Origin of the sequence: Paraburkholderia sp. BL9I2N2 (assembly GCF_004339745.1) — a bacterium.
Lineage (GTDB): Bacteria > Pseudomonadota > Gammaproteobacteria > Burkholderiales > Burkholderiaceae > Paraburkholderia.
The window spans coordinates 284,680-311,014 of the sequence record NZ_SMGP01000003.1 but is presented as its reverse complement, the minus strand read 5'-3'; the positions used below and the strand labels follow the sequence as shown (position 1 = coordinate 311,014).

General features: G+C 63.0%; 24 protein-coding genes and 1 pseudogene. 12 read left to right on the top strand and 13 right to left on the bottom strand.

Annotated features, from left to right (window positions below):
* The first annotated feature begins 12 nt into the window (after positions 1-12).
* The 5 genes and pseudogenes from B0G74_RS32115 (at position 13) to B0G74_RS32095 (ending at position 5,695) form a co-directional block, all read left to right on the top strand.
* A pseudogene (locus B0G74_RS32115) lies at positions 13-2,444 on the top strand (xanthine dehydrogenase family protein molybdopterin-binding subunit).
* Positions 2,441-3,268, top strand: coding sequence for an FAD binding domain-containing protein (locus tag B0G74_RS32110; protein WP_132379967.1), 828 nt, complete (start codon positions 2,441-2,443; stop codon positions 3,266-3,268). The pseudogene B0G74_RS32115 and the gene B0G74_RS32110 overlap by 4 nt, the downstream one beginning before the upstream one ends.
* Positions 3,265-3,783, top strand: a complete 519-nt coding sequence (locus B0G74_RS32105; RefSeq protein ID WP_132379965.1) for a (2Fe-2S)-binding protein — start codon at positions 3,265-3,267, stop codon at positions 3,781-3,783. Before B0G74_RS32110 ends, B0G74_RS32105 begins: the two co-directional genes overlap by 4 nt.
* Positions 3,784-3,812: 29 nt before the next feature.
* Positions 3,813-4,517 (top strand): SRPBCC family protein, encoded by a 705-nt coding sequence (locus B0G74_RS32100; RefSeq protein WP_132379963.1) that lies wholly within the window; start codon positions 3,813-3,815, stop codon positions 4,515-4,517.
* A complete protein-coding gene (locus B0G74_RS32095; RefSeq protein WP_132379961.1) occupies positions 4,514-5,695 on the top strand; it encodes a DUF1116 domain-containing protein in 1,182 nt (393 codons plus the stop codon). The genes B0G74_RS32100 and B0G74_RS32095 overlap by 4 nt, the downstream gene beginning before the upstream one ends.
* A 146-nt stretch (positions 5,696-5,841) precedes the next feature.
* Here the strand turns inward: B0G74_RS32095 and B0G74_RS32090 are convergent, their stop codons facing one another.
* On the bottom strand, positions 5,842-6,387 hold the full coding sequence (locus B0G74_RS32090; protein WP_132379959.1) for a MarR family transcriptional regulator: 546 nt from the start codon (positions 6,385-6,387) through the stop codon (positions 5,842-5,844).
* Between the two features lie 8 nt (positions 6,388-6,395).
* A complete protein-coding gene (locus B0G74_RS32085; RefSeq protein WP_132379957.1) occupies positions 6,396-7,049 on the bottom strand; it encodes a DUF1989 domain-containing protein in 654 nt (217 codons plus the stop codon).
* Between the two features lie 443 nt (positions 7,050-7,492).
* Here B0G74_RS32085 and B0G74_RS32080 point away from each other — a divergent pair, with 443 nt between their 5' ends.
* From B0G74_RS32080 to B0G74_RS32065, 4 genes are read left to right on the top strand one after another with little or no spacing between them, the layout of a single operon-like run.
* Positions 7,493-8,374 carry a transporter substrate-binding domain-containing protein gene (locus tag B0G74_RS32080; RefSeq protein WP_132379955.1) on the top strand — a complete coding sequence of 294 codons (882 nt, stop codon included), beginning with the start codon at positions 7,493-7,495 and terminating at the stop codon, positions 8,372-8,374.
* A 21-nt stretch (positions 8,375-8,395) separates the two neighbouring features.
* Positions 8,396-9,040: an amino acid ABC transporter permease gene (locus tag B0G74_RS32075; protein ID WP_132379953.1), complete on the top strand. Its 645-nt coding sequence runs from the start codon at positions 8,396-8,398 to the stop codon at positions 9,038-9,040.
* On the top strand, positions 9,037-9,696 hold the full coding sequence (locus B0G74_RS32070) for an amino acid ABC transporter permease (RefSeq protein ID WP_132379951.1): 660 nt from the start codon (positions 9,037-9,039) through the stop codon (positions 9,694-9,696). Before B0G74_RS32075 ends, B0G74_RS32070 begins: the two co-directional genes overlap by 4 nt.
* Before the next feature lie 20 nt (positions 9,697-9,716).
* A complete protein-coding gene (locus B0G74_RS32065; RefSeq protein WP_132381229.1) occupies positions 9,717-10,538 on the top strand; it encodes an amino acid ABC transporter ATP-binding protein in 822 nt (273 codons plus the stop codon).
* Positions 10,539-11,104: 566 nt separating this feature from the next.
* Here B0G74_RS32065 and B0G74_RS32060 read toward each other — a convergent pair.
* Entirely contained in the window at positions 11,105-12,070 is a 966-nt protein-coding gene (locus tag B0G74_RS32060; RefSeq protein ID WP_132379950.1) for a homocysteine S-methyltransferase family protein, read from the bottom strand.
* Between the two features lie 229 nt (positions 12,071-12,299).
* On the opposite strand from B0G74_RS32060, the gene B0G74_RS32055 reads away from it, so the two are divergent.
* Positions 12,300-13,340, top strand: coding sequence for a helix-turn-helix domain-containing protein (locus B0G74_RS32055; protein ID WP_132379948.1), 1,041 nt, complete (start codon positions 12,300-12,302; stop codon positions 13,338-13,340).
* 103 nt (positions 13,341-13,443) lie between these two features.
* Here the strand turns inward: B0G74_RS32055 and B0G74_RS32050 are convergent, their stop codons facing one another.
* From B0G74_RS32050 to leuB, 10 genes are all read right to left on the bottom strand, one after another.
* Positions 13,444-14,925, bottom strand: coding sequence for an NAD-dependent succinate-semialdehyde dehydrogenase (locus tag B0G74_RS32050; protein WP_132379946.1), 1,482 nt, complete (start codon positions 14,923-14,925; stop codon positions 13,444-13,446).
* Between the two features lie 90 nt (positions 14,926-15,015).
* A complete protein-coding gene (locus B0G74_RS32045) occupies positions 15,016-16,068 on the bottom strand; it encodes an ABC transporter substrate-binding protein (protein WP_132379944.1) in 1,053 nt (350 codons plus the stop codon).
* Positions 16,065-17,147 carry an amidohydrolase family protein gene (locus tag B0G74_RS32040; protein ID WP_132379942.1) on the bottom strand — a complete coding sequence of 361 codons (1,083 nt, stop codon included), beginning with the start codon at positions 17,145-17,147 and terminating at the stop codon, positions 16,065-16,067. Before B0G74_RS32040 ends, B0G74_RS32045 begins: the two co-directional genes overlap by 4 nt.
* Positions 17,148-17,161: 14 nt before the next feature.
* A complete protein-coding gene (locus tag B0G74_RS32035; protein WP_132379940.1) occupies positions 17,162-17,935 on the bottom strand; it encodes an aldolase/citrate lyase family protein in 774 nt (257 codons plus the stop codon).
* A gap of 20 nt (positions 17,936-17,955) precedes the next feature.
* Entirely contained in the window at positions 17,956-18,987 is a 1,032-nt protein-coding gene (locus B0G74_RS32030) for an ABC transporter substrate-binding protein (protein ID WP_132379938.1), read from the bottom strand.
* Positions 18,988-19,037: 50 nt separating this feature from the next.
* A complete protein-coding gene (leuD, locus tag B0G74_RS32025; protein WP_132379936.1) occupies positions 19,038-19,631 on the bottom strand; it encodes a 3-isopropylmalate dehydratase small subunit in 594 nt (197 codons plus the stop codon).
* Positions 19,632-19,641: 10 nt separating this feature from the next.
* Entirely contained in the window at positions 19,642-21,045 is a 1,404-nt protein-coding gene (gene leuC, locus B0G74_RS32020) for a 3-isopropylmalate dehydratase large subunit (protein WP_132381227.1), read from the bottom strand.
* Positions 21,046-21,066: 21 nt separating this feature from the next.
* Positions 21,067-21,882 carry an ABC transporter permease gene (locus B0G74_RS32015; RefSeq protein WP_132381225.1) on the bottom strand — a complete coding sequence of 272 codons (816 nt, stop codon included), beginning with the start codon at positions 21,880-21,882 and terminating at the stop codon, positions 21,067-21,069.
* Between the two features lie 22 nt (positions 21,883-21,904).
* Complete coding sequence (locus B0G74_RS32010; protein ID WP_132379934.1) at positions 21,905-22,807, bottom strand: ABC transporter ATP-binding protein; 903 nt, start codon at positions 22,805-22,807, stop codon at positions 21,905-21,907.
* A 5-nt stretch (positions 22,808-22,812) separates the two neighbouring features.
* On the bottom strand, positions 22,813-23,883 hold the full coding sequence (gene leuB / locus B0G74_RS32005) for a 3-isopropylmalate dehydrogenase (protein ID WP_132379932.1): 1,071 nt from the start codon (positions 23,881-23,883) through the stop codon (positions 22,813-22,815).
* Between the two features lie 385 nt (positions 23,884-24,268).
* Between leuB and B0G74_RS32000 the strand changes: the two genes are divergently transcribed.
* Both B0G74_RS32000 and B0G74_RS31990 read left to right on the top strand, forming a co-directional pair.
* Positions 24,269-25,159 carry a LysR family transcriptional regulator gene (locus tag B0G74_RS32000; protein ID WP_132379930.1) on the top strand — a complete coding sequence of 297 codons (891 nt, stop codon included), beginning with the start codon at positions 24,269-24,271 and terminating at the stop codon, positions 25,157-25,159.
* A 380-nt stretch (positions 25,160-25,539) separates the two neighbouring features.
* Positions 25,540-26,289, top strand: coding sequence for a M91 family zinc metallopeptidase (locus B0G74_RS31990; RefSeq protein ID WP_132379928.1), 750 nt, complete (start codon positions 25,540-25,542; stop codon positions 26,287-26,289).
* Positions 26,290-26,335 lie beyond the last annotated feature (46 nt).

The window sequence follows — 26,335 nt, the reverse complement described above, 5'->3', positions numbered from 1 at the left end:
ACGAGGCAAACGATGAAACGTGCAGTCGCAGTCAAGTCGCCGGACCGGCCGCAGGGCATCGGCGTGTCGCTGCCGCGCAAGGAAGACGACCGCTTCCTGCATGGCCGCGGCGAATATGTCAGCAATATTCGCATGGTCGGAATGGTCGACGTCGCGTTCGTGCGCAGCCCGATCGCACATGGCCATATCGTTGGAATAGAGAAGCCGGCCGGTCTGGAAAAATCGGTCTACACGCTGATCGATCTCGACAATGTGAAACCGATCGTAGCGAATTCGGGGCTGCCGGGTTTCAAACCGTCCGAACAGCCCGTACTCGCCAGCGGCAAGGTGCGCCAGGTGGGCGAAACCATTGCTATCTGCGTCGCGGCGACGCGCGCTGCCGCGGAGGACATCGCGGCGCAGGTGTTCGTGGACTTCGAAGAACTGCCCGCTGTCGTCGACATGCTCGACGCTCGCCGCGAAGGCTCCGCACTCGTGCACGAGCATTGGGGGGACAACGTCTTCCTCGAAACCTTTGTCGATGCCAAGCCCGACGTCGACCTCGACGCGATCCGCCGCGATGCGCCGATCAAGGTCCGCCGCAAGCTACGCACCTCGCGCCAAAGCATGGCGCCGATGGAAGGTCGCGGCGTCGTCGCGCACTGGGATAGACGCCTCTCTCAGCTGATCATCCACACGTCGGCGCAGATGCCGCACATCACTCGTACGGGCCTCGCGCATTGTCTCGGTCTCGATGAAGGCCAGGTCCGCGTGATCGCGCCCGACGTCGGCGGGGGGTTCGGCTACAAGGGCATCCTGTTGCCCGAAGAAGTCTGCTGTGGCTGGCTTGCGATGCATCTGGAGAAGCCGGTCCGCTGGATCGAGGATCGCCGCGAACAGTTGACGGCCAACGCCAACTGCCGCGAGCACGACTACGACATCACCGCGTATGCCGAACTCGACGGCCGGCTTATCGCCGTCGAGTGCGAGGCTAGCGTCGACTCAGGCGCTTACTCGTCGTATCCATTCTCCGCCTGCCTCGAGGCCGCGCAAGTGGGCAGCATTCTGCCCGGCCCGTACAAGATGGATCGCTATCGCTGCCGCACCTGGTCGGTCGCGACGAACAAGCCGCCCATCCTGCCGTACCGTGGCGTGGCTCGTACCGGCGTGTGCTACGCGATCGAATCGGTCATGGACGCGATCGCCGTGGAAGCCGGCATCGAACCCTACGAAGTGCGCCTGCGCAATCTCGTCGAACCGCACGAAATGCCGTACGACAACATCACCAACAAGCACTTCGACAGCGGCGACTATCCAGAGGCCGTACGGCGGGCCATCGCCGCCATCGATCTTCCCGCGATACGCGCGCGTCAACGGCGCGGCGAACCCGATGGTCGCCGGATCGGTTTCGGTCTCGCGATCTTCTGCGAGCAAGGCGCACACGGCACTTCCGTCTATCATGGCAAGGCGCACACGGCACTTCCGTCTATCATGGCTGGGGTATTCCGATGGTGCCGGGCCGCGAGCCGGCCGTCATTCGCCTCACGCCCGACGGCATTCTCGAAGTGCGGGCCGGCGTGCATTCGCACGGTCAGAGCATGGAGACGACGCTTGCGCAGATCGCGCACGAGGTGCTCGGCATCGATACGGAACGCGTACGCATCGTACTTGGCGACACCGGTGTGACGCCGTATTCGACCGGCACATGGGGCTCGCGCTCGATCGTGATGGCTGGCGGCGCACTAGGGCAAGCCTCGAAGGAACTCAGACAGCGGATGATGAAAATCGGCGCATGGCTGCTGAAGGAGCCACTCGACGCCGTGCGTTGGGAACACGGCGCAGTTGTCGGTGCGCAAGGCCGCTGCACCATCGCCGACATTGCGCGAACGTGGTATCTCGCGCCACAACTGCTGCCGCCCGACGTCGATCCGCGCGGCCTGGAAGTGTCGACGTCGTATCAGGCGAAACGCGATACCGGCACGTTCAGCTACGCGTGCCATGCGGTCGTCGTTGCCGTCGACACACAACTCGGCAAGACCGAGATTCTCGATTACGTGATCGTCGAGGACGGCGGCGTGCTGATCAATCCGATGGTCGTCGATGGGCAGGTATTCGGCGGTGCAGCGCAAGGAATCGGCACGGCCCTTTACGAAGCCATGCCGTACAGCGAGGACGGCCAGCCGCTTGCCTCTACCCTCGCCGACTACCTGCTGCCCGGCGCCACGGAAGTCCCCGCTATCCGTATCGAACACATGGAAACGCCCGCTCCGTACACCGAATTCGGACAGAAAGGCATCGGCGAAAGCGGCGCGATCGGCTCAGCGGCCGCGATCGCGAATGCCGTCAACGATGCACTGCGGCCGCTCGGCGTTCAGGTCGACCAGTTGCCGATCTCGCCGCGTGTCATTGTCGAAGCTATGCGATCGGCAACGCCGGCTCGCGCCGCCAAGGGGATGCCAGCATGAAAGCCGCGATCTACGACTATGCAAAGCCCGTTACCGAAGATAGCGCGATCGCGCTGGTTGGCGCCAGCGATGGAATGGCGAAGTTCGTGTCCGGCGGCCAGTCGCTTGGCCCAATGATGAATCTGCGGCTCACGCAACCCGAGACGCTGGTCGATCTGCGCGGTATCGCGGCGTTGCGTGAATGCGGCAACGAAGGTAACAGGACGCTGATCGGTGCATGCGTGACGCACGCGGAGATCGAAGATCGCAAGATCGACGACGGTACACAGGGATTGATGCCCTATGTGGCGCGCGGCATCGCGTATCGCGCGGTGCGCAATCGCGGCACACTCGGCGGCAGTCTCGCTCATGCCGATCCGGCTGCCGACTGGATTAACACGATGTATGCCCTCGACGCGGAATTTCTCGTCGCGGGCCCGCATGGGACCCGCTCGTTGACGGCGGCCGGCTGGATGAGCGGCGCGTTCACGACCGCGCTGGAGGCCGACGAGATTCTCACCGGCGTGCGCTTTCGGCGCCTGTCGCCTGCCGCGCGCTGGAGCTACTACAAGTTCAATCGCAAGCCCGGCGAGTTCGCGGAAGCGATTGCGGTCTTCATCGACGATGCGCCGGCCGGCATTTGCCGCGCCGTGATCGGTGCAATCGACGGGCCGCCGCATTTGATCGAAAACGCGCGAGCGTTGCTCGACAGCCCCAATGCAGCGCTGGTCGATTCGCACCTTGACGCAGCGGGTCTCGAAACCGGGAGCTACGAATACCAGGTGCATCGCGTGGCGCTTGAACGGGCTGCGGCGATCGTCCGCGAAAACAGGAAGCAGCAATGACCGATATCCTCACTCAACGGATCGAACTCCGGATCAATTGCGAGCAGGTGTCGGCCGCTGTCGAACCGCGCACGAGTCTCGCGGATTTTCTGCGCGAGCATCAGATGCTGTGCGGCACGAACCTCGGTTGCGAACAGGGCGTGTGCGGCGCGTGCACGCTGATGGTCGACGGCATGCCGACCCGCTCGTGCATCACGTCGGCGGTCTCGTGCTCGGGTTCCGACGTGCAGAGCATAGAAGGCTTCGACGGCGACGACGTGATGAACGAACTGCGCACCGCCTTCACGGCAGAGCACGCGTTGCAATGCGGCTACTGCACGCCGGGAATGCTGGTGACGGCGCGCGATATCGTCACCCGCCTGCCCGACGCAGACGACGACCGCGTGCGCCTCGAACTCTCGGGCAACCTGTGCCGGTGCACCGGCTATGTCGGTATCGTGCGAGCGATCCGGCGCGTACTGGATGCGCACCGGGCGAGTCAGCGTGCACCGCTCACCGCGACTGCCGCAACCTGATCCCCTAGTCTCAAGAGACCGGACCACGAATGGAAATTGAGCAAAACTTTACAGTGCCCTACCCACGCGATGTCGTATGGGCCTGTTTTCGCGACACACCTGGGATCGTAGCGTGTCTGCCCGGCGCGTCGCTGACCGCGCCACCAGACGACGGCCGTCTGAAGCTCGCGATGACCGTCAAACTCGGGCCAATCGTGGCAAGCTTTGCCGGCGACGGCGAGATGAAGCTGGACGATACAGCCTGGCGTGGCAGCGTTATTGGCGGCGGGGTGGATCGCAAGAGCGCGTCGCGCGTGAAGGGGGAAGCGTCGTTCTCACTCGACGACCCGACGCCTCGCGAGACGCGCGTCGACGTGAAGGTGGACTACGCGATCGCCGGCAGTCTTGCGCAGTTCTCGCGTGGCGGCATCGTGAAGGAACTCGCCACACGGATGACCGAAGCCTTCGCTGCGAACCTCAAGGCCCGGCTGGATCTTTCGGCTTCGCAAGTCGCAGCTACGACCACCGCGCCTGTTGCCGAGCCGGAACTGGCAACCGTTTCAGCCCCCGACCCGGTGACGACGCCAGCCACAACAGTTCCACCCGTTTTGCAGCCTACGGATGTCCTACCAGCCCATACGGCTAACCCGGCTACGCAGCCGTCCGCTAATGCCCCGCTCAACCTCGGCAACATGTTCTGGAAAATCCTGTGGTCGCGTGTTTGCGGTCTGTTCGGCTTCGGAGCCCGCAGATGACATCCCCGGTCCAGGATGCCGCGCTTCAGCGCCTGCAAGCGGTTCGTCCTCAATGGCGCGCTGTGCGCTTCGCACGCAATGCCGTTGGGCTGCCCGAGTTCACGCTGATGCATGCAGGCCCTCCGTATGAAGACCCATGCAGGCCACCCCCGCCGGTGCTGTCGTCGGCGGTGTTGTGCTGTCTGTATGAAGGCTGGGCGGCAAGCGAGCAGGATGCCGAACGCCTGATCGCCACCGGCCGCGTGAAACTTGTCAGCGCCCAATCCTATGGCGTGGTTACGCCGCTCGCAGCCGTGATTTCGGGCAGCACGGCGCTTGTCGAAGCCGGCGATCCGACTGGCGCCGCCTGGTCGCTGCTGGGCAGCGGCGCGGGGCCGCAACTGCGCTTCGGCTCACGCGACCCCGCGATTCTCGACCGCATGAAATGGCGCGACTCGATTCTCGCGCCGGCACTCGACACAGCGCTGCGCGGCGAACCCGTCGATCTCTTAGCGCTCGCCCGGCACGGCCTCGACAACGGCGACGATCTGCACGCCCGCACAACCGCCGCAAGCGCAGCGCTCTACGACGTGTTGTCCGCACGACTCACCGATTCGTCGATCCACGCGATGTTGCAGCAGACGCCGCTGTTCTTCCTCACGCTGTGGATGGCCGCGTGTCGCCTGATGACCTCGGCTGCCGCGCAGAATGCGGATCCGGCATCGACGCTCGTCGTCTCGCTCGCGGGAAACGGCATCGACGTCGGCATTCAACTGGCGGGCCGCCCGTCGCTCTGGCACACCGCCGCTGCTGCCGCGCCGGCAGGGCCGGCCATCAATCCCGCGCTCAAGGTCGGTGCTGCTCCTTTGACCGGAGACAGCGGCGTAATTGATGTAGCCGGTTTCGGAGCGCAGGCGCTCGCGCTCGCGCCTGAACCGGCGGGTGCCTTCGCCGCGTGGCTGCCGCCCGAATGGCAACGCGAGCAAGCCCAACTGTATGCGGGTTCCCACCCCTGCTTTACTGATCTCCACTGCGGACTCGATGCCGCGCGAGTCGCCTCACACCGCGTCGCGCCGCTCGCTGCAATCGCAATGATCGGCGCCGATGGTCGTGCCGGTCTGCTAGGCCGCGGTCTCTTCGCTGTTCCGCAGAGTCTGTTTGCGTCGGCCGTTCAATCTCTCGAAACGCGATGCTCGTGAGCTGTTCCGAGACCACCTTTGGCAACGACTTCGCGACCAGAATCGCCTCTGAGCTGTCAGTCGCAGAGCCGAGGCCCGGATCGATGGCGCCTGGCGAATCCTCACTGTCGCACGCACGATCCACGCTTCGCCAAAAGGCAGCAACGTCAGTCGTCGTCGCTTTTCTTCGCGGCGCCACCGACCGGTGTTCGGCTCAGATCGTTATTGGTCTCGACGAGCAAGGTCAGATAAGTCATGAAGCGCTTGCGATCCTCGGGCGGCAGCGCGGCGAGCGTCCGCTCGTGAGCCCGCGCGACACCCGTCTCGAGCCGCGCCAGCAGCGCCCGTCCAATCTCCGTCAGCTCCGCCACCTTCTTGCGTTTATCCGTCTTCGACACGCGCCGCTGAATGAAACGCCGCTCGACCAGCCGCCCAATCACGTCGGCGGTATTGGCGCGATCGAGACCGACGGCCCGCGACAAAGCAATCTGTTCGGACGGCCCTATCTGCTCCAGCGCAGTGAGAATGCTGTATTGCACTGGCGTAATACCCTCTGGCGCGCACTCTTCGACAAATAACGCGACATGGATCTGATGCAGCCGGCGGATCAGGAAGCCTGGGCGTGCATCCAGCGCGGTATGACGCCAGTCCTTGGACGCGCTGTCGCTCGCGCCTGCCCTGTCGGGTTTTACTTTATTCGGACTCGCCACCATGACCTGCCTTATTTTTCCTGCGAAGGGTTATCTGACGTGGCGCGCGACACCGTGACCTCGACAGGCGTGGGTCGGAAGCCCGACGAGGGATTGTTCTGTTGTGGGCAGTTCGACAACACAGCAATAACGGGCATCTCCGCGCGCAGCACCACGTAGTCGCCTGCTTTCGACGGACTTGGCGCAATCTCGACCTCGCCCTGCTGGCCGAACGTCACACGCATGAAGAAGTTGATGTTCGAGACGATTTCCGACGGCCCCAGAGACCACTTCGCCAGTTCCTGCGCGAAGTTGCTGCGGCAACTCAGCTTGTTATGCACGCCGTAGCGGAGGAAGTCCATCTCGTGGCTGCAACATCCCGCGAGCGTGTCGTGAAAACCGCAGGTGTCGTCGAGCACCGAAAACATCTTGCGCGCGCGATCGGAATAGATCGTGGTGCCCTTGGTCACATACAACGAGCGATTGAGTTTTACCGTGTTCGGAACGTTGAGCCGGTCGAGCGGCAATTCGCCGGAGTAGCAGAGAAAGTCGACCGCCTGCTGCCCCTCCAGATCGACGATACGCAACTGATCGCCCGTCTCCAGCCGCATCGACCAGCGGCCGCCCGGTTCGATGATTTCACGATAAGCCGGTTCTTGGAACGTAAGATCGCCGCCGTCTTTCATTTGGTCCAGCCTCCATGCTTCTTGTCAAATTGGTCAACGGTGAGTTGATTCGTCAGTATGCATCGTATCAGTACAAAAACAGAAATTCTCTTCTTTCTCGTCTCTGTCCGTAACGCACCTTCTTTGTGCGTCGTCTCCTTTATCGCGCAACAGCGCCAAAGCCTTTGCATTGACTCAAATGAGTGCATTTCGTCCATTCTGTGAGGGCTTAAGTCTTTTGTTGGTGCGCAGATTGCCCTCTATCGACGCATGCATACGCTCGCCTCGACGCTCACATCGGCACGGCGCGGTGCTCGTCGAACTGGCATGTGAATTGCATCGGAGACGCGCAACTTGTCAGTGTGCATACGAATTTTCGAATGCGTACGAACGAGACGGCCTTTCGGCCACCAAAGCGCACGCTTCGCGCGCCATCCGAGTCATTACAGCCAAGAGGGGTATTCATGTCGTCTCTCACCATCCAAAGTGCCGCAACGGACAAGACTTTCCGCACCGGCTTCAGGCGGCTCGCGCTGTCGTCTCTGCGTTCGCTGTTCGCTATTGCCGCCTTTGCGGGCGCCGCGCACATCGCATCGGCTGCCAGCGTCGACGAGATCAAATCGCGTGGCTATATCTCGGTCGCGACCGAAGACGATTTCAAGCCATTCGAATTCGTCGATAACGGTGCCCCCACCGGCTATGACAACGAGATGCTCGCGCTAGTGAAGAAGAAGCTTCCGGTCCAGGTGAAGCAACAGATCATGCCGTGGTCGGGCATCCTGCCGGGCGTAACGACAGGCAAGTACGACATGGCTGTCACTGCGGTTCTAGTCACGCCGGAGCGCAAAGGCACCTTTGATTTCACCGCGCCGCTGGCGGAATCGACGACGTTTTTTGCGACCAAGAAGGGATCGCCCATTAAGTCCGCCGACGACCTGATCGGCAAGGTGATCGGCGTGCAGACCGGCAGCGCAATGCTGGCCGACGTGAAAGCATTTGACGAGCAACTGAAGAAAACCCACGGCGGCAACGGCCTCAAGCAGATTGTCGAATATCAGTCGTATCCCGAGACCTATCAGGATCTCGCGCTCGGACGGCTCGACGCCGTCGCCAATACGCAGATCAATCTCAACTCGCTAATCAGGACGCGGCCGGACACATTCGTAATCGGTCAAAAGATCGGCAGCCCAGTGTATATCGCATGGGCGGTCAAGAAGGGCGACACGGCTGCGCTGCAGATGGTCAACAGCGTGCTCCTCGACCTGCGCAAGAGTGGTGAGATGTACCAGGTTCAGAAGAAGTGGTTCGGCGCCAGCTTCGAATCGATGCCGCAGTCCATCAACTGACCTCGCAGGCGAGCCCGCTTAATGACCGCTTACGATTACTGGAGCATCACGCAAGGTGCACTCGCGACCATTTCGCTGTCGCTCATCAGCATCGTGCTCGGCGTTCCGCTCGGGCTCGCACTGGCGCTGATTCGCTGGGCGAAAGTGCCGGTACTCGACCGCTTCGTGTACTCCTACGTCAGCGTCATCCGCTCGTGTCCGACCGTGACGTTGACCTTGCTGGTGTTCTTCGCGTTGCCCCAGCTCGGACTATCGCTCGATCCGCTGCCCGCCGCGATTGTCGCGTTGACTATCAGCACGTCGGCCTTCAACTGCGAGATATGGCGCAGCGCGCTCGTCGAATTTCCGCGAGATCAATACGATGCAGCGCTGTCGTTCGCGATGCCGCGTTTCACCCGCATACGGCGCATCGTGATGCCACAGGTTTGCCGCGCGAGTCTGCCCGGCCTCGTGAACGAAATGACGCTGCAGATCAAGTCGACGCCCGCGGTGGCAGTGATCGGCATTGTCGAGATTACGCGCGCTGCGTTGCGTGTCGGCTCGAACACGTATGAGCCGCTGCCTCCGTTCATCTTCGCGCTCGCGCTCTATGGCCTGATCGTGTTCGCGCTCATCAGGCTGCAACGTGCGGTCGAGAAACGTCTTCGCTCCGGAGGCATGATTTGATCAACAACTTCCTGATCATCTGGCAGCAGCGCGACATCGTGCTGGCTGGCCTGCTCAACACGGTGATCCTTCTAGTCATATCCGGCGTGGCGTCGCTCGTACTGGGCGCGCTACTTACGCCGTTGCTCATGTCGGAGAACAAGGCGGTCAGCCGCGCGGCCGCCGCCTACGTCGATGCCATGCGTTGCGCGCCATTTCTGCTGTTTGTCTACCTGATCTACTTCGGCTTGCCGACGCTCGGCATCAGAATGTCGAACTGGTCGGCTGGCGCAGTTGCGCTGATTCTCTACAACACGGCTTACATGGGCGAGTTGCTTCGCGGCGCCTGGCTCGAACTTCCGGCATCGTTGATCGAGTCGGGCAAGGCGTTCGGATTTCGCGGTCTCACCCTGTTACGACGGATCATTCTGCCGCCGGTCATGCTGCGCGCGATGCCCCTGGTCGGCAACCAGTTGATCCAGATCGTCAAGGACAGTGCGTTTCTGACCGTCATCGCCGTCGGCGAACTGACCCATGAAATGACGGGCATTCAGGCCACCTATTTCATTCCGTTCGCTGCCTTCGTCGCGGCGGTCCTCCTTTACTGGTGTCTCTGCCTTGCAATCGAAGCCGGCACCGGGATGCTGAACAAATTCGCCGAGGAGCGTCGAGCGTGACCCCGACCTTGCCTTTGACAATGCCTGCAACAGAAACGGAAAATTTGCCCCCCGTCGATACGTCGCCGAACGTCCTTAGGCTCGTCGGCATCTCCAAATCGTTTGGCGATAACCACGTTCTGCGAGACGTGTCTTTGCAGGTCGCGCAGGGCGAGACCGTTTGCCTGCTAGGACCGTCCGGATGCGGCAAGTCGACGCTGCTGCGCTGTATCAACTGGCTCGAAGTGCCCGACGCAGGCAGCGTGCATGTATCCGGCCAACGGATGGGCGTGCGCGACAACACCCGTATCAGGATGAGCGATGCCGATCTGGCGAAAATGCGTGCCAAAATCGGCATGGTCTTCCAGCATTTTGCTTTGTGGCCGCACCTGAGCGTCATCGAAAACGTGATGGAGGCACCGCTGCACGTGCTCAAACGCGACCGCGCGACCGTGCGCGAGGAAGCGATCGAACTGCTTACCCGCGTCGGCCTTGCCGACAAGCACGACCAGTTTCCCTCACGCCTTTCCGGGGGGCAAAAGCAACGGGTCGGCATTGCCCGCGCTCTCGCGATGAAACCGGACGTACTGCTGTTCGACGAACCGACCAGCGCGCTCGATCCGATGCTGGTTGGGGAAGTGCTGAGCGTGATGAGGTCGCTTGCCAACGAAGGTGCGACGATGGTGATCGTCACCCACGAAATGGAATTCGCGCGACAGGTAGCCGATCGTATCGTGTTCATGGACGGCGGCCAGGTTGTCGAAACGGCGACGCCGGCCAAATTTTTCGGCTCGCCGGACTCGCTGCGCGCAAGACAGTTTCTCGCCCGATTTCATGGACATGGCGGCAACGCTTCGGTTTGAGGTCGAGATGGACTTTTAATCTCGAGCTTGCGCGCGACGGGAATGGCGTGCGCCGGTTATACCAGGTAGGAAGAGTTGGGCCACGATGAGCCACGGTCACGATCGAACCAGGCATGGGCACCGCGACATGCAGCGGATTCGAGGGATCGGCTACTGAGCGGCTAAGACGCGGCGGTCCCGCATGTGCGGTAGTGCCCTGCTCGATCAATCTCATGCCGGACATTCCTTTAGGATTACCTGGACTCGCTTTGAAGGCGCCTTTTGAGCGGTAAAACCGCGACTAAAGGTTTCGGCAGGATCGACTGTTAGTTGCATTTTTACCATGCCCAAACAGTCATCCAACCCGGACTGTTCCCGATTGCGAATGCCATCGATAAGCTCGCAGGGCCAATTGTTAGCGACGTGCGACAGACCTGTCGCTCCGACAGCCCACGAGGCTCGTGTCGCAATCGCCGACTGGCGCTCGTGGGCGCCCTCCTCTCACACTGCACACTCGTCAAGGACGACGAGCTCGTGCGCGGCCTTGGCGTGTCGTGCGTGCCTTATACCGATGCGCTATAACACCATCACGCGCCCGCATACTGTCCTCTCACGCCCTTCATCGCGCTACAAATCGCGCTGACATGGCGGTGATCCGTGCCACAGCATCCGCCCACCACGTTCATGCGCGGCAACAATGCGTTCAGCGCCCGATACTGTGCGCCGAGCTCCTCCGGGTTGCCGTCGTCGAGGTCGGCGGATTCGTCGAGTTCGGCGTGACTGCGCCGTGACGCGTTCGCCCGGATGCCGTGAATGCGCTCGAGCCACGCGCCTCCATCGCCCAGCACGCTTTCGAAATGCGATGGGTGCGCGCAATTGATCATGTAATACGCGGCATAGGCGCCGGTTTCCGCGTCGGCGCGCTCGATAACATCGCGCAGCGCATCGCCCGACGGCAAGCGTCCGTCCATTTCGAGCGTGAACGAAATCGCCACGGGCATGCGGGCTTGCCTAGCGGCATCGATCACGCCGATGCCTTCTTCCGGATAGGTGATCGTGAAGGCCGCGATCATGTCCGCCTCGGTCGCCGCCAGCGTGTCGACCTGCGGCTGGTGATAGGCTCGCGCCTCGTCGCGGGTCATGCGTGTATCGATCCGGTAAGCATCGCCGCGCGGGCCTAGACAACCGCTGATGACAATCGGCGTCTCCGGCGTTTCGAACTCGGCGCGCACGTGCACGAGCAGTTCGATCGCCTTGCGGTTCGCCTGCGCGAGCGCGGCCTCGGAATAGCCCAACTTGCGCCCCCAGTCCGCATTCGCGCGCCAGGTCGGCGCTTCGAGCACGAGACCGATACCCTCCCTGCTCGCAAGACTCGCATAGCGCCGGAAATAAGCGTCGAGGCGCGCGGTGCCCGCGGCGTCCTTCAGCAGATCGAACGCGGCGAAGCAAGGCAACTCCATGCCATCGTGAAAGATCAGCGTCGTCTCGATGCCGCCGTCGGTCATGAAAAGCGCGTCATCGAGTTGCGGAAGGTGAGTGCGGTACTGGCTCATGGTCATGCTCCGTCAATGAAGTCCACGTCAGGGAAGTCGTCGGCAAGGCATCGGCGGGGCATCCGCCGAGTGAAAGAAGGAGATAAAACATGAGCGTCCGGGCCCCCGCTCCTGCGGGCAGTGCTGGCGCCAGCGCCTTACACTTTAATAACATTGCGACGGAGCCACGATACGGCGAGCGTGCGCCCGACGCCAAAGCCATTTCGGCAACTTACCGGACAAAACGGCCATGAACGACCGCTCACCCGTGCGCATCTGCATCCTCGCGCTGCCCGAGACGTCGGCATCCGTCGTGTACGGCATGTACGACATGTTCATGTCGGCGGGGCGCGACTGGGGTCTCATCGTCGAGGGCACGCCGGGGCGCGCGCCCATCGCGCCCTGCGTCGTGTCGCGCCACGGAGCCTCGTTCGTCGCCGCCAATAACGTGCGCATCACGGCGGACGCGCCGCTCGATGCCTGCGCGGATGCCGACGTCATCTGCGTGCCCGAGCTGCTGGTCCCGCCCGGCGAGCCGCTCGCGGGTCGCTTCGACCACGAAATCGCCTGCCTCAAAGGCTGTTACGCGCAGGGCAAGATTCTCGCAACGGCCTGCTCGGGCGCGATCCTGCTCGCAGAAGCCGGCCTGCTCGACGGCCTCGACGCGACGACGCACTGGGCGTACTGCGATTTCATGGCACGGCGCTATCCGTCGATCAAGGTACGCGCGCATCGGGCGCTAGTCGCATCGGGCGATGGCGAGCGGCTCATCATGGCCGGCGGCGGCACGTCGTGGCTGGATCTGGCGTTGTATCTGATCGCGCGGCTGGCGGGCATCGAAACCGCAATGCAGACGGCGCGCATCAATCTCGTCGACTGGCACGATGTCGGCCAGCAGCCGTTCGCGCGGCTCGCGCGCACGCGGCAGGCGGAAGATGCCGTCATCGCGCGCTGTCAGTCGTGGATCTCCGATCACTACGCCCAGCCCTCGCCCGTCAGCAAGATGATGCAAATGAGCGGCTTGCCCGAGCGCTCGTTCAAGCGCCGCTTTCAGCAGGCGACCGGCATGTCGCCGCTCGCTTACGTGCATACGCTGCGGCTGGAAGAAGCCAAGCAGATGCTCGAAACCGACACTCAGCCGATTGAAGCCATTGCCAATGAAGTCGGCTACGAAGACGCGGGATTCTTCAGCCGCCTGTTCAGACGCAAGGTGAGCCTCACACCGGCGCAATACCGCCGACGTTTCGGCGCCATGCGTAACGCAATCACCTACGTCAAGGAGAATCGATGACGATCGCGACGAGCCGGCGGTGGGCTTGCGATTCTCCGTTTACGGCTTCTCATCGGCGTTGACCTGACGCACCTCGCGGCCGCCTCGCGTCCTGCCGACGTGCTTACGCCAGTCCGCCCTGGCAGACATATTTCAGCGTGGTGTAGTCGTCAAGACCGTAGCGCGAGCCCTCGCGTCCGTAGCCCGATTCCTTGACCCCGCCGAATGGCGCCGCTTCGCTCGAAATGGCGCCCTCATTCACGCCGACAATGCCCGCCTCCAGCAATCGCGAAACGCGATCGATACGCCGTACGTCCTGGCTATAAAAATACGCGGCGAGGCCGAATGGCGTCTCGTTGGCAGCCTTGAGCGCGTCGGCTTCGGTGTCGAAGCGGAACAACGGCACGACCGGCCCGAACGTTTCCTCGCGAAACAGCAGCATGTCCGCGGTCGCATCGGCCAGCACGGTAGGCGCGAAATAGTTGGGCCCCACGTCGGTCAGGCGCTTGCCGCCGGTCAACGCGCGCGCGCCCTGAGCAAGCGCATCCTCGACATGGCGCACGATCTTGTCGATCGCGCGGGCGTTGATCATCGGGCCGATCTGCGCGGCCTCGTCCGTGGCGGGCGCGACCTTGAGGGCGGCCACGCGCGTGCTCAACACGTCGGCGAAACGATCATAGATGGCCGACTGCACGTAGACCCGGTTCGGACACACGCAGGTCTGTCCGCCGTTACGAAATTTCGATGCGATCAGGCCCGCCACCGCGGCCTCGATATCCGCATCGTCGAACACGATGAAGGGCGCATTGCCGCCCAGTTCCATGGAAAGCTTCTTGAGCGTGCCCGCCGATTCGCGAGCGAGGTATTTGCCCACCGCCGTCGAGCCGGTGAACGATATCTTGCGCACCCGTTCGTCGGCGAGCCAGTCGCCCACCGCCGGGGCTGCATGCTCGCGCGATGCGGTGACGATGTTGATCACGCCGGCCGGCACGCCCGCCTCCTGCGCCAGCTTCAGCAGCGCCAGCGCGGTGAGCGGCGTATCCTCCGCCGGCTTCGCGACGACGGTGCAGCCCGCCGCCAGCGCCGGCGCAATCTTGCGGGCGATCATTGCGAGCGGAAAATTCCACGGCGTGATTGCGGCGACCACCCCTACCGGCTCCTTCAGCGCGGTCATCCGTTTGCCGCGCTGCTGCTGCGGAATGATGTCGCCGTAGATGCGCGACGCTTCCTCGGCGAACCACGCGACGTAAGACGCACCATACGCCACCTCGCCGCGCCCTTCGGCCAGCGGCTTGCCCTGCTCGAGCGAAATCAGCCGCGCCAGGTCCTCACCGTTCGCAACGATCGCGTCGTACCAGTTGCGCAGGATCGCGGCGCGCTCCTTGGGCAGCTTTTCGCGCCAGCCGGGAAATGCGCGGCTCGCGGCATCGGTGGCCGCGCGGGCATCCGCGGGTTGGCTGTCGGGCACATTGGCGATCACCTCGCCCGTTGCCGGGTTGTGAACCGCGAATGTTTCGCCGGACAGCGCGCTTTGCCATTCGCCGTCGATGAAATTGAGCGGGCTGAGCAGCGCCGGACGATCGAGGCTTGACTGTAGATCCTTCATGGCGGATTCCTGAAGTGGATGAGGGAGAGGCATTGCTGCGACCGGCAACTGAAGTGCGCCAGATGTTTCGCTGCGCGGCGGCAGGCGTGATCAGTGACGCACGGCGTCGACGAAACGGTTCGTGTAGGTGGACGGTATGTCGATCCGTCCTTTCGCATCGGCTAGTTCCTTGTCGAACTTCGACAGGATATTGAACACCGCTACCGGGCCGGCTGGATCGAAACGGCCGTCGGCGGAGAAGATCGGTTGCGAGTTTTTGTAGGCCGCGACGAAGGTCTGGCGATTGCCGAGTTGATAGGCGGTGGGCAGCGCGTCAGTCACTTCGTCGGGTGTCGCCGTTTGCAGGAATTTCTCGGCGCGCACGATCGCGTTGACGACAGCCTGCACGGTATGCGGATTCTTTGCGATGAAATCCGCCGTGGTCAGGATCGCGGCTTCCGGATATTGCGCGCTGCCGAACGCGGCCTGCACGCCACTGGCGGTGCGCATGTCGGCGACGACGTTGAGGTCGTGGCTGTCGGTCAGCATCGTAATGACCGGATCGACGCTGATCAGTCCATCGATCTGGCCTTGCCGAACCGCGGCCGCGGCGCCGGCCTCGGCACCCACGCCGATTACCGAAAAACTCTTCAGATCGACGCCGGCCTTCGACGCCAGATAATCGAGCACCAGATTATTGCTGGAGCCGGGCGAGGTCACGCCGAGCTTCATGCCGCTCAGGTCCTTCATCGACTTGAACTTCGCCGCGCTTTTGCTCGAGATGCCGAACACGTAGCCCGGATAGCGCGCCATCAGTGCAACCGCGACGACCTTCTGGTTTTTCGCGGCCATGGTCAAGGTGTTCGAATACGCGCTGGAGCCGAAATCGGCCGTGCCGCCGAGCATCGACTGCAGCACTTTCGGGCCGCCCGGAAACATGCTGCGCTCGACGTCGAGCCCCTCGTCCTTGAAGTAGCCTTTGCTGATCGCGATGTCGACCGGCAGATAACCCATCACCGCGCCCACCGTGGCGATGTCGATATGCGTCTTCTCCAGGGGCGGCGCGGCTTCGCCGGCGGCCGATGCCAATAGCGCGGTCAGCAGCAGCGTCATCCGCGCGGCCGACACTGCGGCCGCCGGAATGGCAAAGCGGCCCCGGCTCATGATGCGCTCTCCTGCCCGGCCAGATCGAGCTTATAGGTCGCGGCCGCCGTCTCGCTGAAGAGTGCGCGTTTTTCGTCCTCGGACGCGCTGCTGGCGATTCGCTTGAACGCATTCCACAGCACGTGGTAGCTGAACATCCCTTTGTCGACGGGGAAATTGCTCTCGAACATACAGCGTGTCACGCCGAACAGCTCGATACAGGTTTCCACGTAGGGCCGCAACGTATCGGCGAGCAGCGCGGAGGTGGGCGGCAGGTCATCCTGATCCAGGTGAAAGCCCAGCACCGGCATGCCGCCGCCACCAAGCTTCACGCGGGTATTCGGCAGCGCGGCGAGCCGCCGCATCGACTCACGCCACTCGCTCAGCATGGCATTGCGCGCCTGCGGGCTCGACGCGTGGCGCCCCACGCCCACCGGTCCGCCGAAATGATCGATGACCACGATCACATCGGGAATCGCGCGCGCGAGCGCGTAGCATTCGTCCAGTTGCGTGTGATAGATCCACATGTCCAGCGCGAGCCCGTAATCGCCCAGCCGCGCGGCGCCCTGCTGAAACTTCGGATCGAGCATCATGTGGGCGGTCGTCCGCGCGGTGGTCGAGGTCACTGCGGGATCGTCGTGCCAGACCAGCGAATTGCGGATCCCCCGCAGCCGTCCGCCGGAGACCGCAAGCATCGCTTCGAGCACCGGCGCCACGCTATCGCCGAGCGCGAGGCTGGCCGCGCCCACGATTCCCGCACACAGTTGCGTGCTGCCGTAGGTGCCCGACGCTCCCATCGCCGCCACGCCGTTCGCGAACTCGACTTCGCCGAGCGTGGCGAAGGCCGGGTCGCCCTGCGCACGCAGCATCGAGCGGCTCTGGATAAAAACCGTTGCGGCGATCCGGTGGCCACTCGTCACATCGTCGAGCAGATCGTGCGCCAGGTAGCGCGCGCCTGGCCGGTCCCACAAATGATGATGCGGGTCCACGATCAACCGCTCCGGCTCGATGATCGTTTCGTTGCGCAGCGCGAGCCACGCAGGACGAACCGGCGCGTGCGGATCCGTGGGTAAGCGGGAAGAAGGTTTGCTGGCATTCATGACAGGCACCCCGCTCATTGCAATGGCTTCTTGAAGCGGTTTATCAGCGCGCGGGTTCCATCGGCCAGAATCGCCGCGTCGGCGCCCACCGCAACGAACATCGTGTCCAGATCGATGAACCGCTGCGTGTCGTCGGCGTTGAAAGAGACGATGCCCGCCGGCTTGCCGGCCGCGGCGATTCTGCGCAACGCGTCTTCGACTGCGGCGCGTACTTCGGGGTGGGCGGGATTGCCGGGATGCCCCATCGACGCCGCCAGATCGGATGGTCCGACGAAAATGCCATCGACACCCTCAACTGCGGCAATCGCTTCGATCTGCCCGAGCGCGCCGGCTGTTTCGACCTGCACCAGCAGGCACATCTCGTCTTTGGCCTTCGCGATGTAGTCGCTGCGCGCGCCGAATCGGGAAGCGCGCGCCATGCGTGCGCCGACGCCGCGAATGCCATGCGGCGGATAGCGCGTCATTGAAACCAGTTCGCGCGCCTGCTCCGCCGTGTCGACCATCGGCACGAGCAACGAGCGTGCGCCCGCATCGAGCAACTGCTTGATGATCCACGCCTCGCCAACCGGCGGACGCACCACCGGCTCGACCGGAAACGCCGCGAGCGTCTGCAACTGCGCGAGGATCGTGCGTAGATCGTTCGGCGCGTGCTCGCCGTCGATCAGGAACCAGTCGAAGCCGGCGGTCGCGCAGATTTCAGCGGCCACGCTGTCGGCCATGCTGAGCCATAAGCCGATCTGCCGCTGGCGCGCCGCGATGGCAGTCTTGAATGCGTTGGGATGCTGCATGTCGAATGGTCTCCAATGAGTTACGGTTTCTTGACGGTGGCGGCTTCCACAAAACTATTCGTATAGGTCGACGGCAAATCGATCCGGCTACGCGCCCCGGCGATCAGCGGGTCCGATCCGGCCAGCACGTCGAGTACCGCCGCGGCGCCCTTCGGGTCGTAGCGGCCGTCCGTGGAATAGACGGAACGGGTATGCTCGATGGCCTTCAAATACATGACGCGGTCGCCCACCTGATACGACTTGGGCAACGCATCGGCAATCTGCGCGGGGGTCGCGGTCTGCAGGAATTTCTCCGCACGCAGCATGGCGTTGACCACCGCCTGAACGGTATGCGGATTCTTCTTGATGAAATCGGTGGTGGATATCACCGAGCCTTCCGGATAGGTGCTGCTGCCGATCGAGGCCATCACGCCCTCGCCGGTGCGCAGATCGGCGACCACCTTCAGTTCATTGCTCTCGGTCAACATCGTGATGGTCGGATCGATGCCCACCAGCGCGTCGAGTTGTCCTTGCTTCACCGCCGCCGCCGCGCTGGCTTGCGCGCCGACGCCGATCACCGCATACGATTTGCGGTCGACGCCGTTACGGGCCGCAATGGCATCGAGAATCATGTTCGTGCTCGAACCCGGCGAGGTCACGCCGATCTTCATGTTGGCGAGACTTTTCAGCGACGTATATTTCGCCTGCCCCTGCCTGGTGATGCCCAGCACGAACGCGGGATATTTGATCATCAGCACGAACGCCTGCAGGTGCTGGCCGTGCGCGGCCATGGTGAGCGTGTTCGAATAGGCGCTCACCACCATGTCAGCACTGCCGCCGAGAAGCGCCTGCAAAGTTTGCGGACCGCCCGCATACATGCTGCGTTCGACGTCGAGTCCTTCATCCTTGAAATAGCCCTTGGCGAGCGCGATTTCGAAGGGATAGTAGGAAATCACGGAACTGGTGGTCGCGATGTCCAGATGGGTTTGCTCCAGACCGCCCTGCGCGTGGCTGAGCGTGGCCATGCCGAGCGTCAATAGCGCGCAGCACAGCGTACGGAAAGTGTTTTTCATGTCGGTGTCTCCTTGTATTTGATATCGGCCTGTCTACCGCTTTGCATATGTCAGGGCGGTGCGCTTGTGCGTGCCTCGAACGCGGCGATCCGGTCGGCGAACTGCAAGGTGTAGTCCACACCATCGATCCCCAGCAGCAGGCATTTGCGATTGAACGGATCGACTTCGAACCGGTAGTCGGCATCCCGCGTGCCGACGATCTGACGCTCCAGATCGATCGACAGCGTCGTACCCGGCGCGTCTTCCAGCATCGCGAGCAGGCCGGCGACCACCTCCGGCGGCAGCACCACGCACAGAACACCGTTTCTGACGCAGTTGTTGAAGAAGATATCGCCAAAGCTCGCGGCAATCACCGCGCGAATGCCGTAGTCCGCAATCGCCCAGACCGCCATTTCGCGCGACGACCCGCAACCGAAGTTCGGTCCGGCAACCACGATTTGCGCGTCGCGATAAGCGGCCTGGTTCAGCGCAAAATCGGCCCGCTCGTTGTCGTGGTCGTCAAAACGCAAGTCGTGGAAAAGATACTGGCCGAAGCCCTCCGCGCGTTGCTTGCGTAAAAAGCGCGCGGGAATGATCTGATCCGTGTTCACGTTCGAACCGGCAATAGGCAGCGCGACGGCTTCGACGCGCAAGAACGGTTGCATGCACGGCTCCCTAAAGAAATTGACGCACGTCGGTCAGATGCCCGGCGATCGCAGCCGCCGCGGCCATGGCCGGGCTCATCAGATGCGTACGCGATTCCGGCCCCTGGCGGCCGACGAAATTACGGTTCGAGGTTGAGGCGCAACGTGCCCCCGGCGGCACGGTGTCGCCATTGGTCGCGAGGCACATCGAGCAGCCCGGCTCGCGCCACTGGAATCCGGCCGCCACGAAGATGCGATCGAGGCCTTCGGCTTGCGCTGCGAGCTTTACCTGCGCCGAGCCCGGCACGACCAGCGCCGTGACGTGGGCGGCGATGGTTTTGCCCTTCACGATCGCCGCCGCCGAGCGCAGGTCCTCGATGCGGCCATTGGTGCACGAACCGATGAACGCATAGTCGATCTTCACGCCGTCGAGCGGCTCGCCTGCGCGGAGGCCCATATAGTCGAGCGTGCGCTCGATCACCGCGCGACGTTCCGGCTCACCAGCGCTTGCCGGGTCCGGCACCGCGCCGCTGATCGGTAACGCATCCTCGACGCTGTTGCCCCAGGTGACCATGGGCGCGATGCGGGTGGCGTCGAGCGAAACCTCGGTATCGAAGGCGGCGTCCGGGTCGCTGAAAAGCATGCGCCATTGCGCCAGCCGATCGTTCCAGTCTTCCCCCGCTGGCGCGAACGGCCGGCCTTTTATGTAGGCGAAGGTGGTCTCGTCGGGTGCGATGATGCCCGCCCTCGCCCCTGCTTCGATCGACAGATTGCACAACGTCAACCGCCCTTCCATCGACATCGCCGCAATCGTGCTGCCGGTGTACTCGATCACATGCCCCGTCGCGCCGGAGGCGCCGATCTTCGCGATCAGCGCGAGCGCCACGTCTTTCGCGCTGACGCCGCGTCCGAGTTCGCCGTCGATCGTCACACGCAGGGTGAGCGGCATGCGTTGCCATACGCTTTGCGTCGCCAGCACGAGCGCGACGTCCGACGCGCCGACACCGAACGCTAGCGCGCCGAGCGCACCGTGCGTCGAGGTATGGCTGTCGCCGCACACAATGGTCATGCCCGGCAGACTCAAACCTTGCTCGGGCCCGACGACATGCGTAATGCCATGCCGCGGATCGTCCATGCCGAATAGCGTGATGCCTTCGCGCTGCGCGTTGCGGGTCAGCGAGGCGACCATATCACGCCGTTCGGGGCCGTCGACGTCGTCGAGCGTGCGTCCCGTGGTCGGCGCGTAATGATCGGGCGTCGCGAACGTACGGTCGGGACGGCGCACGGTGAGGTTCTTCGCAGCGAGCACCTGAAACGGGTTGCGCGAGCCTTCGTGAATCAGATTCCTGTCGATATAAAGGAGACTCTGGCCGGTATCGTCGCGCACGACTTCATGGCTGCTCCAGATCTTTTCGAACAAGGTCTTGCCTTGCATGATGGACACAATCCGTCTCCGTTAGTTGTCGGCGCGCGCTTTGGCCGATGCGCCCGAGGCCGGTTGCCAGATCAGCAGGCGCCGCTCGATACGAGTCACCAGTGTGTCGATCAGCAACGCGAAAACGGTCAGCACCACGATGCCGGCGATCACCGCATTGATGTTGAAGGACCCTTCGGCCTCCAGAATCAGATAGCCGATGCCGCGCGCCGAACCGAGGTATTCCCCCACCACCGCGCCGACGAACGCCATGCCGACCGCATTGTGCAGGCTCGAAAAAACCCAGCTGGCCGCCGACGGCAGATACAGATAGCGCAGCATCTGGCTGCGGCTCGCGCCCAGCATCCGCACATTCGAATGCACCACCGGACTGACTTCGCGCACGCCCTGAAAGACGTTGAAGAACACGATAAAGAACACCAGCGTCGTACCCAGCGCGACCTTCGACCAGATGCCGAGGCCGAACCACAGCGCGAAAATCGGTGCGAAGATCACCCGTGGCATCGCGTTGGCGGCCTTGATGAACGGATCGAGCAGACGCGCCAGAAAATCATTCAGCGACAGCAGTAAACCCACTACCACCGCCGCGCCGGTCCCGACCAGAAACGACAGCACGGTCTCCACCAGCGTCACCCACAGATGCGGCAGGATTTCGCCGCTCTGGAACCATCGCCAGACCTGTACGAACACCGGCCCCGGATCGCCGAAGAAGAACACCGGCATCACGCCGAGGCTCACCAGCAGTTGCCACAGGCCGAGCGTTGCAGCGAGCAGCAACAGACGCCACAGCAGCATCAGATCGCGCGGCGCACGCGTGTTTGTCGGGCGCTTCGTCATGCGCACGGCGCCTTCGATCGGTTCAGCGTTTGCTCTGTTCATAGCCTTTCAGCACCTCATCACGAAGAACGTCCCAGATCTGGGTATGCAGCGCCACGAAACGCTCGGAATTACGGATTTCGGACACCTCGCGCGGACGCGGCAAATCGATCGGAAACTCTGCGATCGGCCGCGTGCCCGGCCCCGCCGACAAGACGACGACGCGGTCCGACAGCGCGATGGCTTCATCCAGATCATGGGTGATGAACAGCACCGACTTGCGGTCCGCCTGCCATAGCGCGAGCAGTTCGGATTCCATCAACTGGCGCGTCTGGATGTCGAGCGCGCTGAACGGTTCGTCCATCAGGATGAGCGGCGGATCGAGAATCAGCGCCTGGGCAAGTGCGACGCGTTTGCGCATGCCACCCGACATCTGATACGGAAACTTGTGGCCGTGCCCCGCGAGGCCGACGCGCGCCAGCCACAGTTCGGCGCGCTGTCCGGCTTCGGCGCGGCTGACGTTGGCGAACTGCAGGCCCGCGGAGATGTTGTCGATCGCGCGCCGCCACGGCATCAGCGCTTCGCCTTGAAACAGATAGGTCGCGTGACGGTTGATGTCCGTCACCTCGCGGCCGAAACTGAGCACCCTTCCCGACGATGGAAACAGCAGACCCGCCGCCATGTTAAGCAAGGTCGACTTGCCGCAGCCGGTCGGACCGACCACAGACACGAACTCGCCGGGCGCGACGCTCAAGCTCGCGTTGTCGACTGCCGTATAGCATTGCTTGCCGGACGCATGCGAAAACGTGCACGTGACGTTTTCGAACGCGAGCGCGGCACCGGCCTGCGCGGCCACCGGTGTCGGCAACGCATCTGCGCGTCGCGTGCCGGATGCGCCTGGTTGGACACCCGGCAGCGCGGATTGGATCAACGCGGAACGAATCATGGCCGTCAACCCGCGAGTGCCGCGACCACCGCATCGCCCATGGCGCGCGTGCCGACCTGGGTGCAACCCGTTTCCATGATGTCGCCGGTACGCGTGCCCGCCGCGACGACCCGGCGCACCGCCTCCTCGACGAGCACCGCTTCCGTCTCGCGTTTGAGCGTGTAACGCAGCAGCATTGCCGCGGAAAGAATCGTGGCGAGCGGATTGGCGATGTCGCGCCCGGCAATGTCGGGCGCCGAGCCGTGGATGGGCTCGTACAGCCCCTTGCCGCCGGGCGCCAGCGAAGCCGACGGCATCATGCCGAGCGAACCCGCGAGCATCGCCGCTTCGTCGGAGAGAATGTCGCCGAACATGTTGCCCGTGACAATCACGTCGAAGCGCGTCGGTGTGCGCAATAGCGCCATCGCGGCAGCGTCGATATAAAGATGCGTGAGTTCCACATCCGGATACTCGCGGCCCACTTCCGTCATGACGTCGCGCCATAGCTGCATGGTCTCGAGCACATTGGCTTTGTCGACCGAACACACCCGCCTGTTGCGCTGCTGCGCTGCTTTGAATGCGACGTGGGCAATCGCCCGCACTTCAGATTCGCGGTAACGCATGGTATTGATCGATTCGCGCTCGCCGTTCGCGCTTTCCACCGGACCGCGCGGTTCGCCGAAGTAGATATCGCTCGACAGTTCGCGCACGATAAGCATGTCGAGTCCGTCGATCACTTCGGGCTTGAGCGTCGACACGGACGCGAGTTCCCGGATCGGCCGGACCGGCCGTAAATTCGCGTTCAGGCCGAGTGTCCTGCGCAGTTGCAGCAACCCTGAGCGAACCTTGTTCTTGCGCAGCCACTGTTCATACTCGGGGCCGCCTACCGAACCGAACAGGATGGCGTCGCAGCGTTGCGCCATCGCCAGCGTTTCGTCGGGCAGCGGCTTGCCGGTCGCCTCCACACCGCTCATGCCGATGGCCCCATACTCGAGTTCGAGTTCGAAGCGCCCGTTCGAGACCGCTTTCAGAACCTTGACGGCCTCGGGAACGATCTCCCGGCCCACTCCATCGCCCGGCAATACGGCAACCTTCATTGCGTGTCTCCATGATTAGTTGGGTACAGCGGCGCAATGCATCGAGCACGCCGCTGTTCTGGCCTCGATATTAGGAACAGCGGCACGGGCTCGCTATTTCTGTTTGACGAAGGGGGCTTGTCGATTCGCGAGGCTCACAGCCGGCGTCAGCGAGCCGGCGGCTGCCGCGAGGACCGGCGAAAGGACGCCAACGCCTTACGTCATCGGAGCGCGGCGTAAAATGACACGGGCTGTACGCGCGAGCCGCGCAGAGGATGCGCGGCGACCATGGCGCTCCTTCAACGCGATATTCCTGGGGAAAGCACTAACGCCGGCTGTGCTTTGATGTGTCGAAACAAACCGGACGCGATCACCTCGGCGGTCAACGTTCGGGCAGGGAACCTGTATGAGAATCGATCTTTACACGCTGCAACTGTTTGTCGCCGTCATGGAGACCAAGAGTCTCACGCAGGCCGCCGCGCGCGAGCACATAGCGGTGTCGGCCATCAGCAAGCGCATGTCGGACCTGGAAGCGATGCTCAATCAGCGTTTGTTCGAGCGGCGTCCCACCCGGCTCGAGCCCACGCGGGCTGCCCATGTCCTGCTCCGTCACGCCAACACGATTCGCCGCAACATCCAGCAGCTTGAAGTGGAGATGACGGATCTGTCGGAAGAAGTACGCGGTACCGTCCGGATTGCCGCGAGCATCGCGGTGGTCACGCAATATCTGCCGCAGCAATTGCGTACATTCTCCGGATTGCATCCCGGCGTCAGTGTCGAACTCACTGACAGTCTGAGTCCGCACGCGATCAAGCTCGTTGCCGACGGGCAGGCGGACATCGGCATATTCGGCGATCCGTTCGCGGCAAACGGCCTGAGCACGCTGCCTTATAACGAAGAGAGGCTAGTTGCGGTGCTGCCCGTGGGACATGAACTGCTGGCGCGGCCGAGCCTGAGCTTCGCCGAGATGCTGCCGTTCGAGTTTGTTTGCCTGCGCAGCGAAAGCTCGTTGAGCACTCTGCTTTTCGCAGCGGCGGCCCGGCTTGATCGGCAGATCAGCCGGCGCGTCCAGGTAAGCGGCAACGAAGCGGTCTGCTGCATGGTGGAGATGGGCATGGGCATTTCGGTGTTGCCTGCGCCGTGGCTCGAGCGCCACCCGAGTTTCGCCGGTGTTGAAACCCGGCCGCTCGATGAGCCTTGGGCGCAACGTCACCTTCACCTATGTTTCAATGGCGACCGGCATACGTTGAATGTTCCCACGCAACTGCTGGTCGAACATCTTCGTAAGGCAGACTAACCGGCGCTTGCTGCAGCACATCTTGCTCGAAGCACGCGAATCATGTGCAGGCCAGTGCCAGATTGATGGACCGGCGTCGTGAAGCGGTGAGCAAGACGAGATCGCTTTGTCACGGCCACCGCTTTGCTGCCGTCGTTATCAGCTTTCCGCTTCGCTGATATTTCCGGTTGAGCCTGAGCCTGCGCGACGTTGAGGCGTTATTGCTCAAGCGTGGTGTCGTGGTCACGCACGACACGGTCCGCTGCTGGGCGAGCTTGTCGCCCAGACGGCCAGCAAACTCCCCAACTGCGCCCCTCGCCAACCGGGCATGATCATCAAGGGAATAAATCTGCGGCACTGGCTGTTCTACCAAGACTCTCTTAGTCTAACGAGCTAACTACATGCCATCCATCAGGATCCCGCGGTTTCTTCACCATCCGTCGCAAGCGAACGCGCAGCCAGGTTTCCAGTGGACGTCGACCCAATACCATGGCGTTATGGTCGGACGTCGGCCGCTGCATCCCGCATCGTTTGTCGGTGCGACGCTCGAAGCCCTCGGCAAGATCGCTAGCGGTGCGGCCGGCCGCAGGCTGATGGATGAAATTGAACTGGCCGCGGCCCTGATCCACACTACTCTGCCGTACAAAGTGGCGATCATTCCGTCCGGCGACGGTCAGCGCGTCTCCATAGCTCCTGGTTCATTCGGAGCGCGGGTGTACGCTGGCACGAACGGCGCAAGTGCGTCGAACCTCGTGCGCGCGCAGGGCGCCCAACAGGTTGGAAGGACAAGCGCACCCGTTCCATTGACAGGCAACGTGTCCAACTTCAATGCGGCCGCGTGGGCAACCGCCCAGATGCGGTTTCTCGATGGCGATATCGGTTCGCCGTCCATGATTCGATGGAATCCGGGCAAGTACGACTCTCCGGACGGACATCGCCCTCCCTTCATTGGACTAGCCCATGAACTGATTCACGCACTGCGCAGCCTGAAGGGCGCGACCGCCGTCTATGCTGAAGCCGACGAGCGCGCGGTGACCGGCCTTCATCCGTATCCGGCAGGCCCGATCACGGAGAACGCGATCCGCGCCGACCACGGCATCGCGCCACGAACCCGGTATTCAGGCCTCCAACCGGGCGCACTGACCACGTGAACACGGTCAAAGCCGAACTGCCCGTGCCAGGTTTTCATGGCTTGAT

Bases quoted from the DNA above. Each gene is read 5' to 3' on its own strand.
- B0G74_RS32030 (WP_132379938.1), bottom strand. From the start codon at position 18,987: ATGAAAAACACTTTCCGTACGCTGTGCTGCGCGCTATTGACGCTCGGC.
- B0G74_RS32040 (WP_132379942.1), bottom strand. From the start codon at position 17,147: ATGAATGCCAGCAAACCTTCTTCCCGCTTACCCACGGATCCGCACGCG.
- B0G74_RS32035 (WP_132379940.1), bottom strand. From the start codon at position 17,935: ATGCAGCATCCCAACGCATTCAAGACTGCCATCGCGGCGCGCCAGCGG.
- B0G74_RS32075 (WP_132379953.1), top strand. From the start codon at position 8,396: ATGACCGCTTACGATTACTGGAGCATCACGCAAGGTGCACTCGCGACC.
- B0G74_RS31990 (WP_132379928.1), top strand. From the start codon at position 25,540: ATGCCATCCATCAGGATCCCGCGGTTTCTTCACCATCCGTCGCAAGCG.
- B0G74_RS32105 (WP_132379965.1), top strand. From the start codon at position 3,265: ATGACCGATATCCTCACTCAACGGATCGAACTCCGGATCAATTGCGAG.
- B0G74_RS32080 (WP_132379955.1), top strand. From the start codon at position 7,493: ATGTCGTCTCTCACCATCCAAAGTGCCGCAACGGACAAGACTTTCCGC.
- B0G74_RS32060 (WP_132379950.1), bottom strand. From the start codon at position 12,070: ATGAGCCAGTACCGCACTCACCTTCCGCAACTCGATGACGCGCTTTTC.
- B0G74_RS32085 (WP_132379957.1), bottom strand. From the start codon at position 7,049: ATGAAAGACGGCGGCGATCTTACGTTCCAAGAACCGGCTTATCGTGAA.
- B0G74_RS32010 (WP_132379934.1), bottom strand. From the start codon at position 22,807: ATGATTCGTTCCGCGTTGATCCAATCCGCGCTGCCGGGTGTCCAACCA.
- leuB (WP_132379932.1), bottom strand. From the start codon at position 23,883: ATGAAGGTTGCCGTATTGCCGGGCGATGGAGTGGGCCGGGAGATCGTT.
- B0G74_RS32055 (WP_132379948.1), top strand. From the start codon at position 12,300: ATGAACGACCGCTCACCCGTGCGCATCTGCATCCTCGCGCTGCCCGAG.
- B0G74_RS32110 (WP_132379967.1), top strand. From the start codon at position 2,441: ATGAAAGCCGCGATCTACGACTATGCAAAGCCCGTTACCGAAGATAGC.
- leuD (WP_132379936.1), bottom strand. From the start codon at position 19,631: ATGCAACCGTTCTTGCGCGTCGAAGCCGTCGCGCTGCCTATTGCCGGT.
- B0G74_RS32100 (WP_132379963.1), top strand. From the start codon at position 3,813: ATGGAAATTGAGCAAAACTTTACAGTGCCCTACCCACGCGATGTCGTA.
- B0G74_RS32095 (WP_132379961.1), top strand. From the start codon at position 4,514: ATGACATCCCCGGTCCAGGATGCCGCGCTTCAGCGCCTGCAAGCGGTT.
- B0G74_RS32090 (WP_132379959.1), bottom strand. From the start codon at position 6,387: ATGGTGGCGAGTCCGAATAAAGTAAAACCCGACAGGGCAGGCGCGAGC.
- B0G74_RS32000 (WP_132379930.1), top strand. From the start codon at position 24,269: ATGAGAATCGATCTTTACACGCTGCAACTGTTTGTCGCCGTCATGGAG.
- B0G74_RS32050 (WP_132379946.1), bottom strand. From the start codon at position 14,925: ATGAAGGATCTACAGTCAAGCCTCGATCGTCCGGCGCTGCTCAGCCCG.
- leuC (WP_132381227.1), bottom strand. From the start codon at position 21,045: ATGCAAGGCAAGACCTTGTTCGAAAAGATCTGGAGCAGCCATGAAGTC.
- B0G74_RS32045 (WP_132379944.1), bottom strand. From the start codon at position 16,068: ATGAGCCGGGGCCGCTTTGCCATTCCGGCGGCCGCAGTGTCGGCCGCG.
- B0G74_RS32065 (WP_132381229.1), top strand. From the start codon at position 9,717: ATGCCTGCAACAGAAACGGAAAATTTGCCCCCCGTCGATACGTCGCCG.
- B0G74_RS32015 (WP_132381225.1), bottom strand. From the start codon at position 21,882: ATGACGAAGCGCCCGACAAACACGCGTGCGCCGCGCGATCTGATGCTG.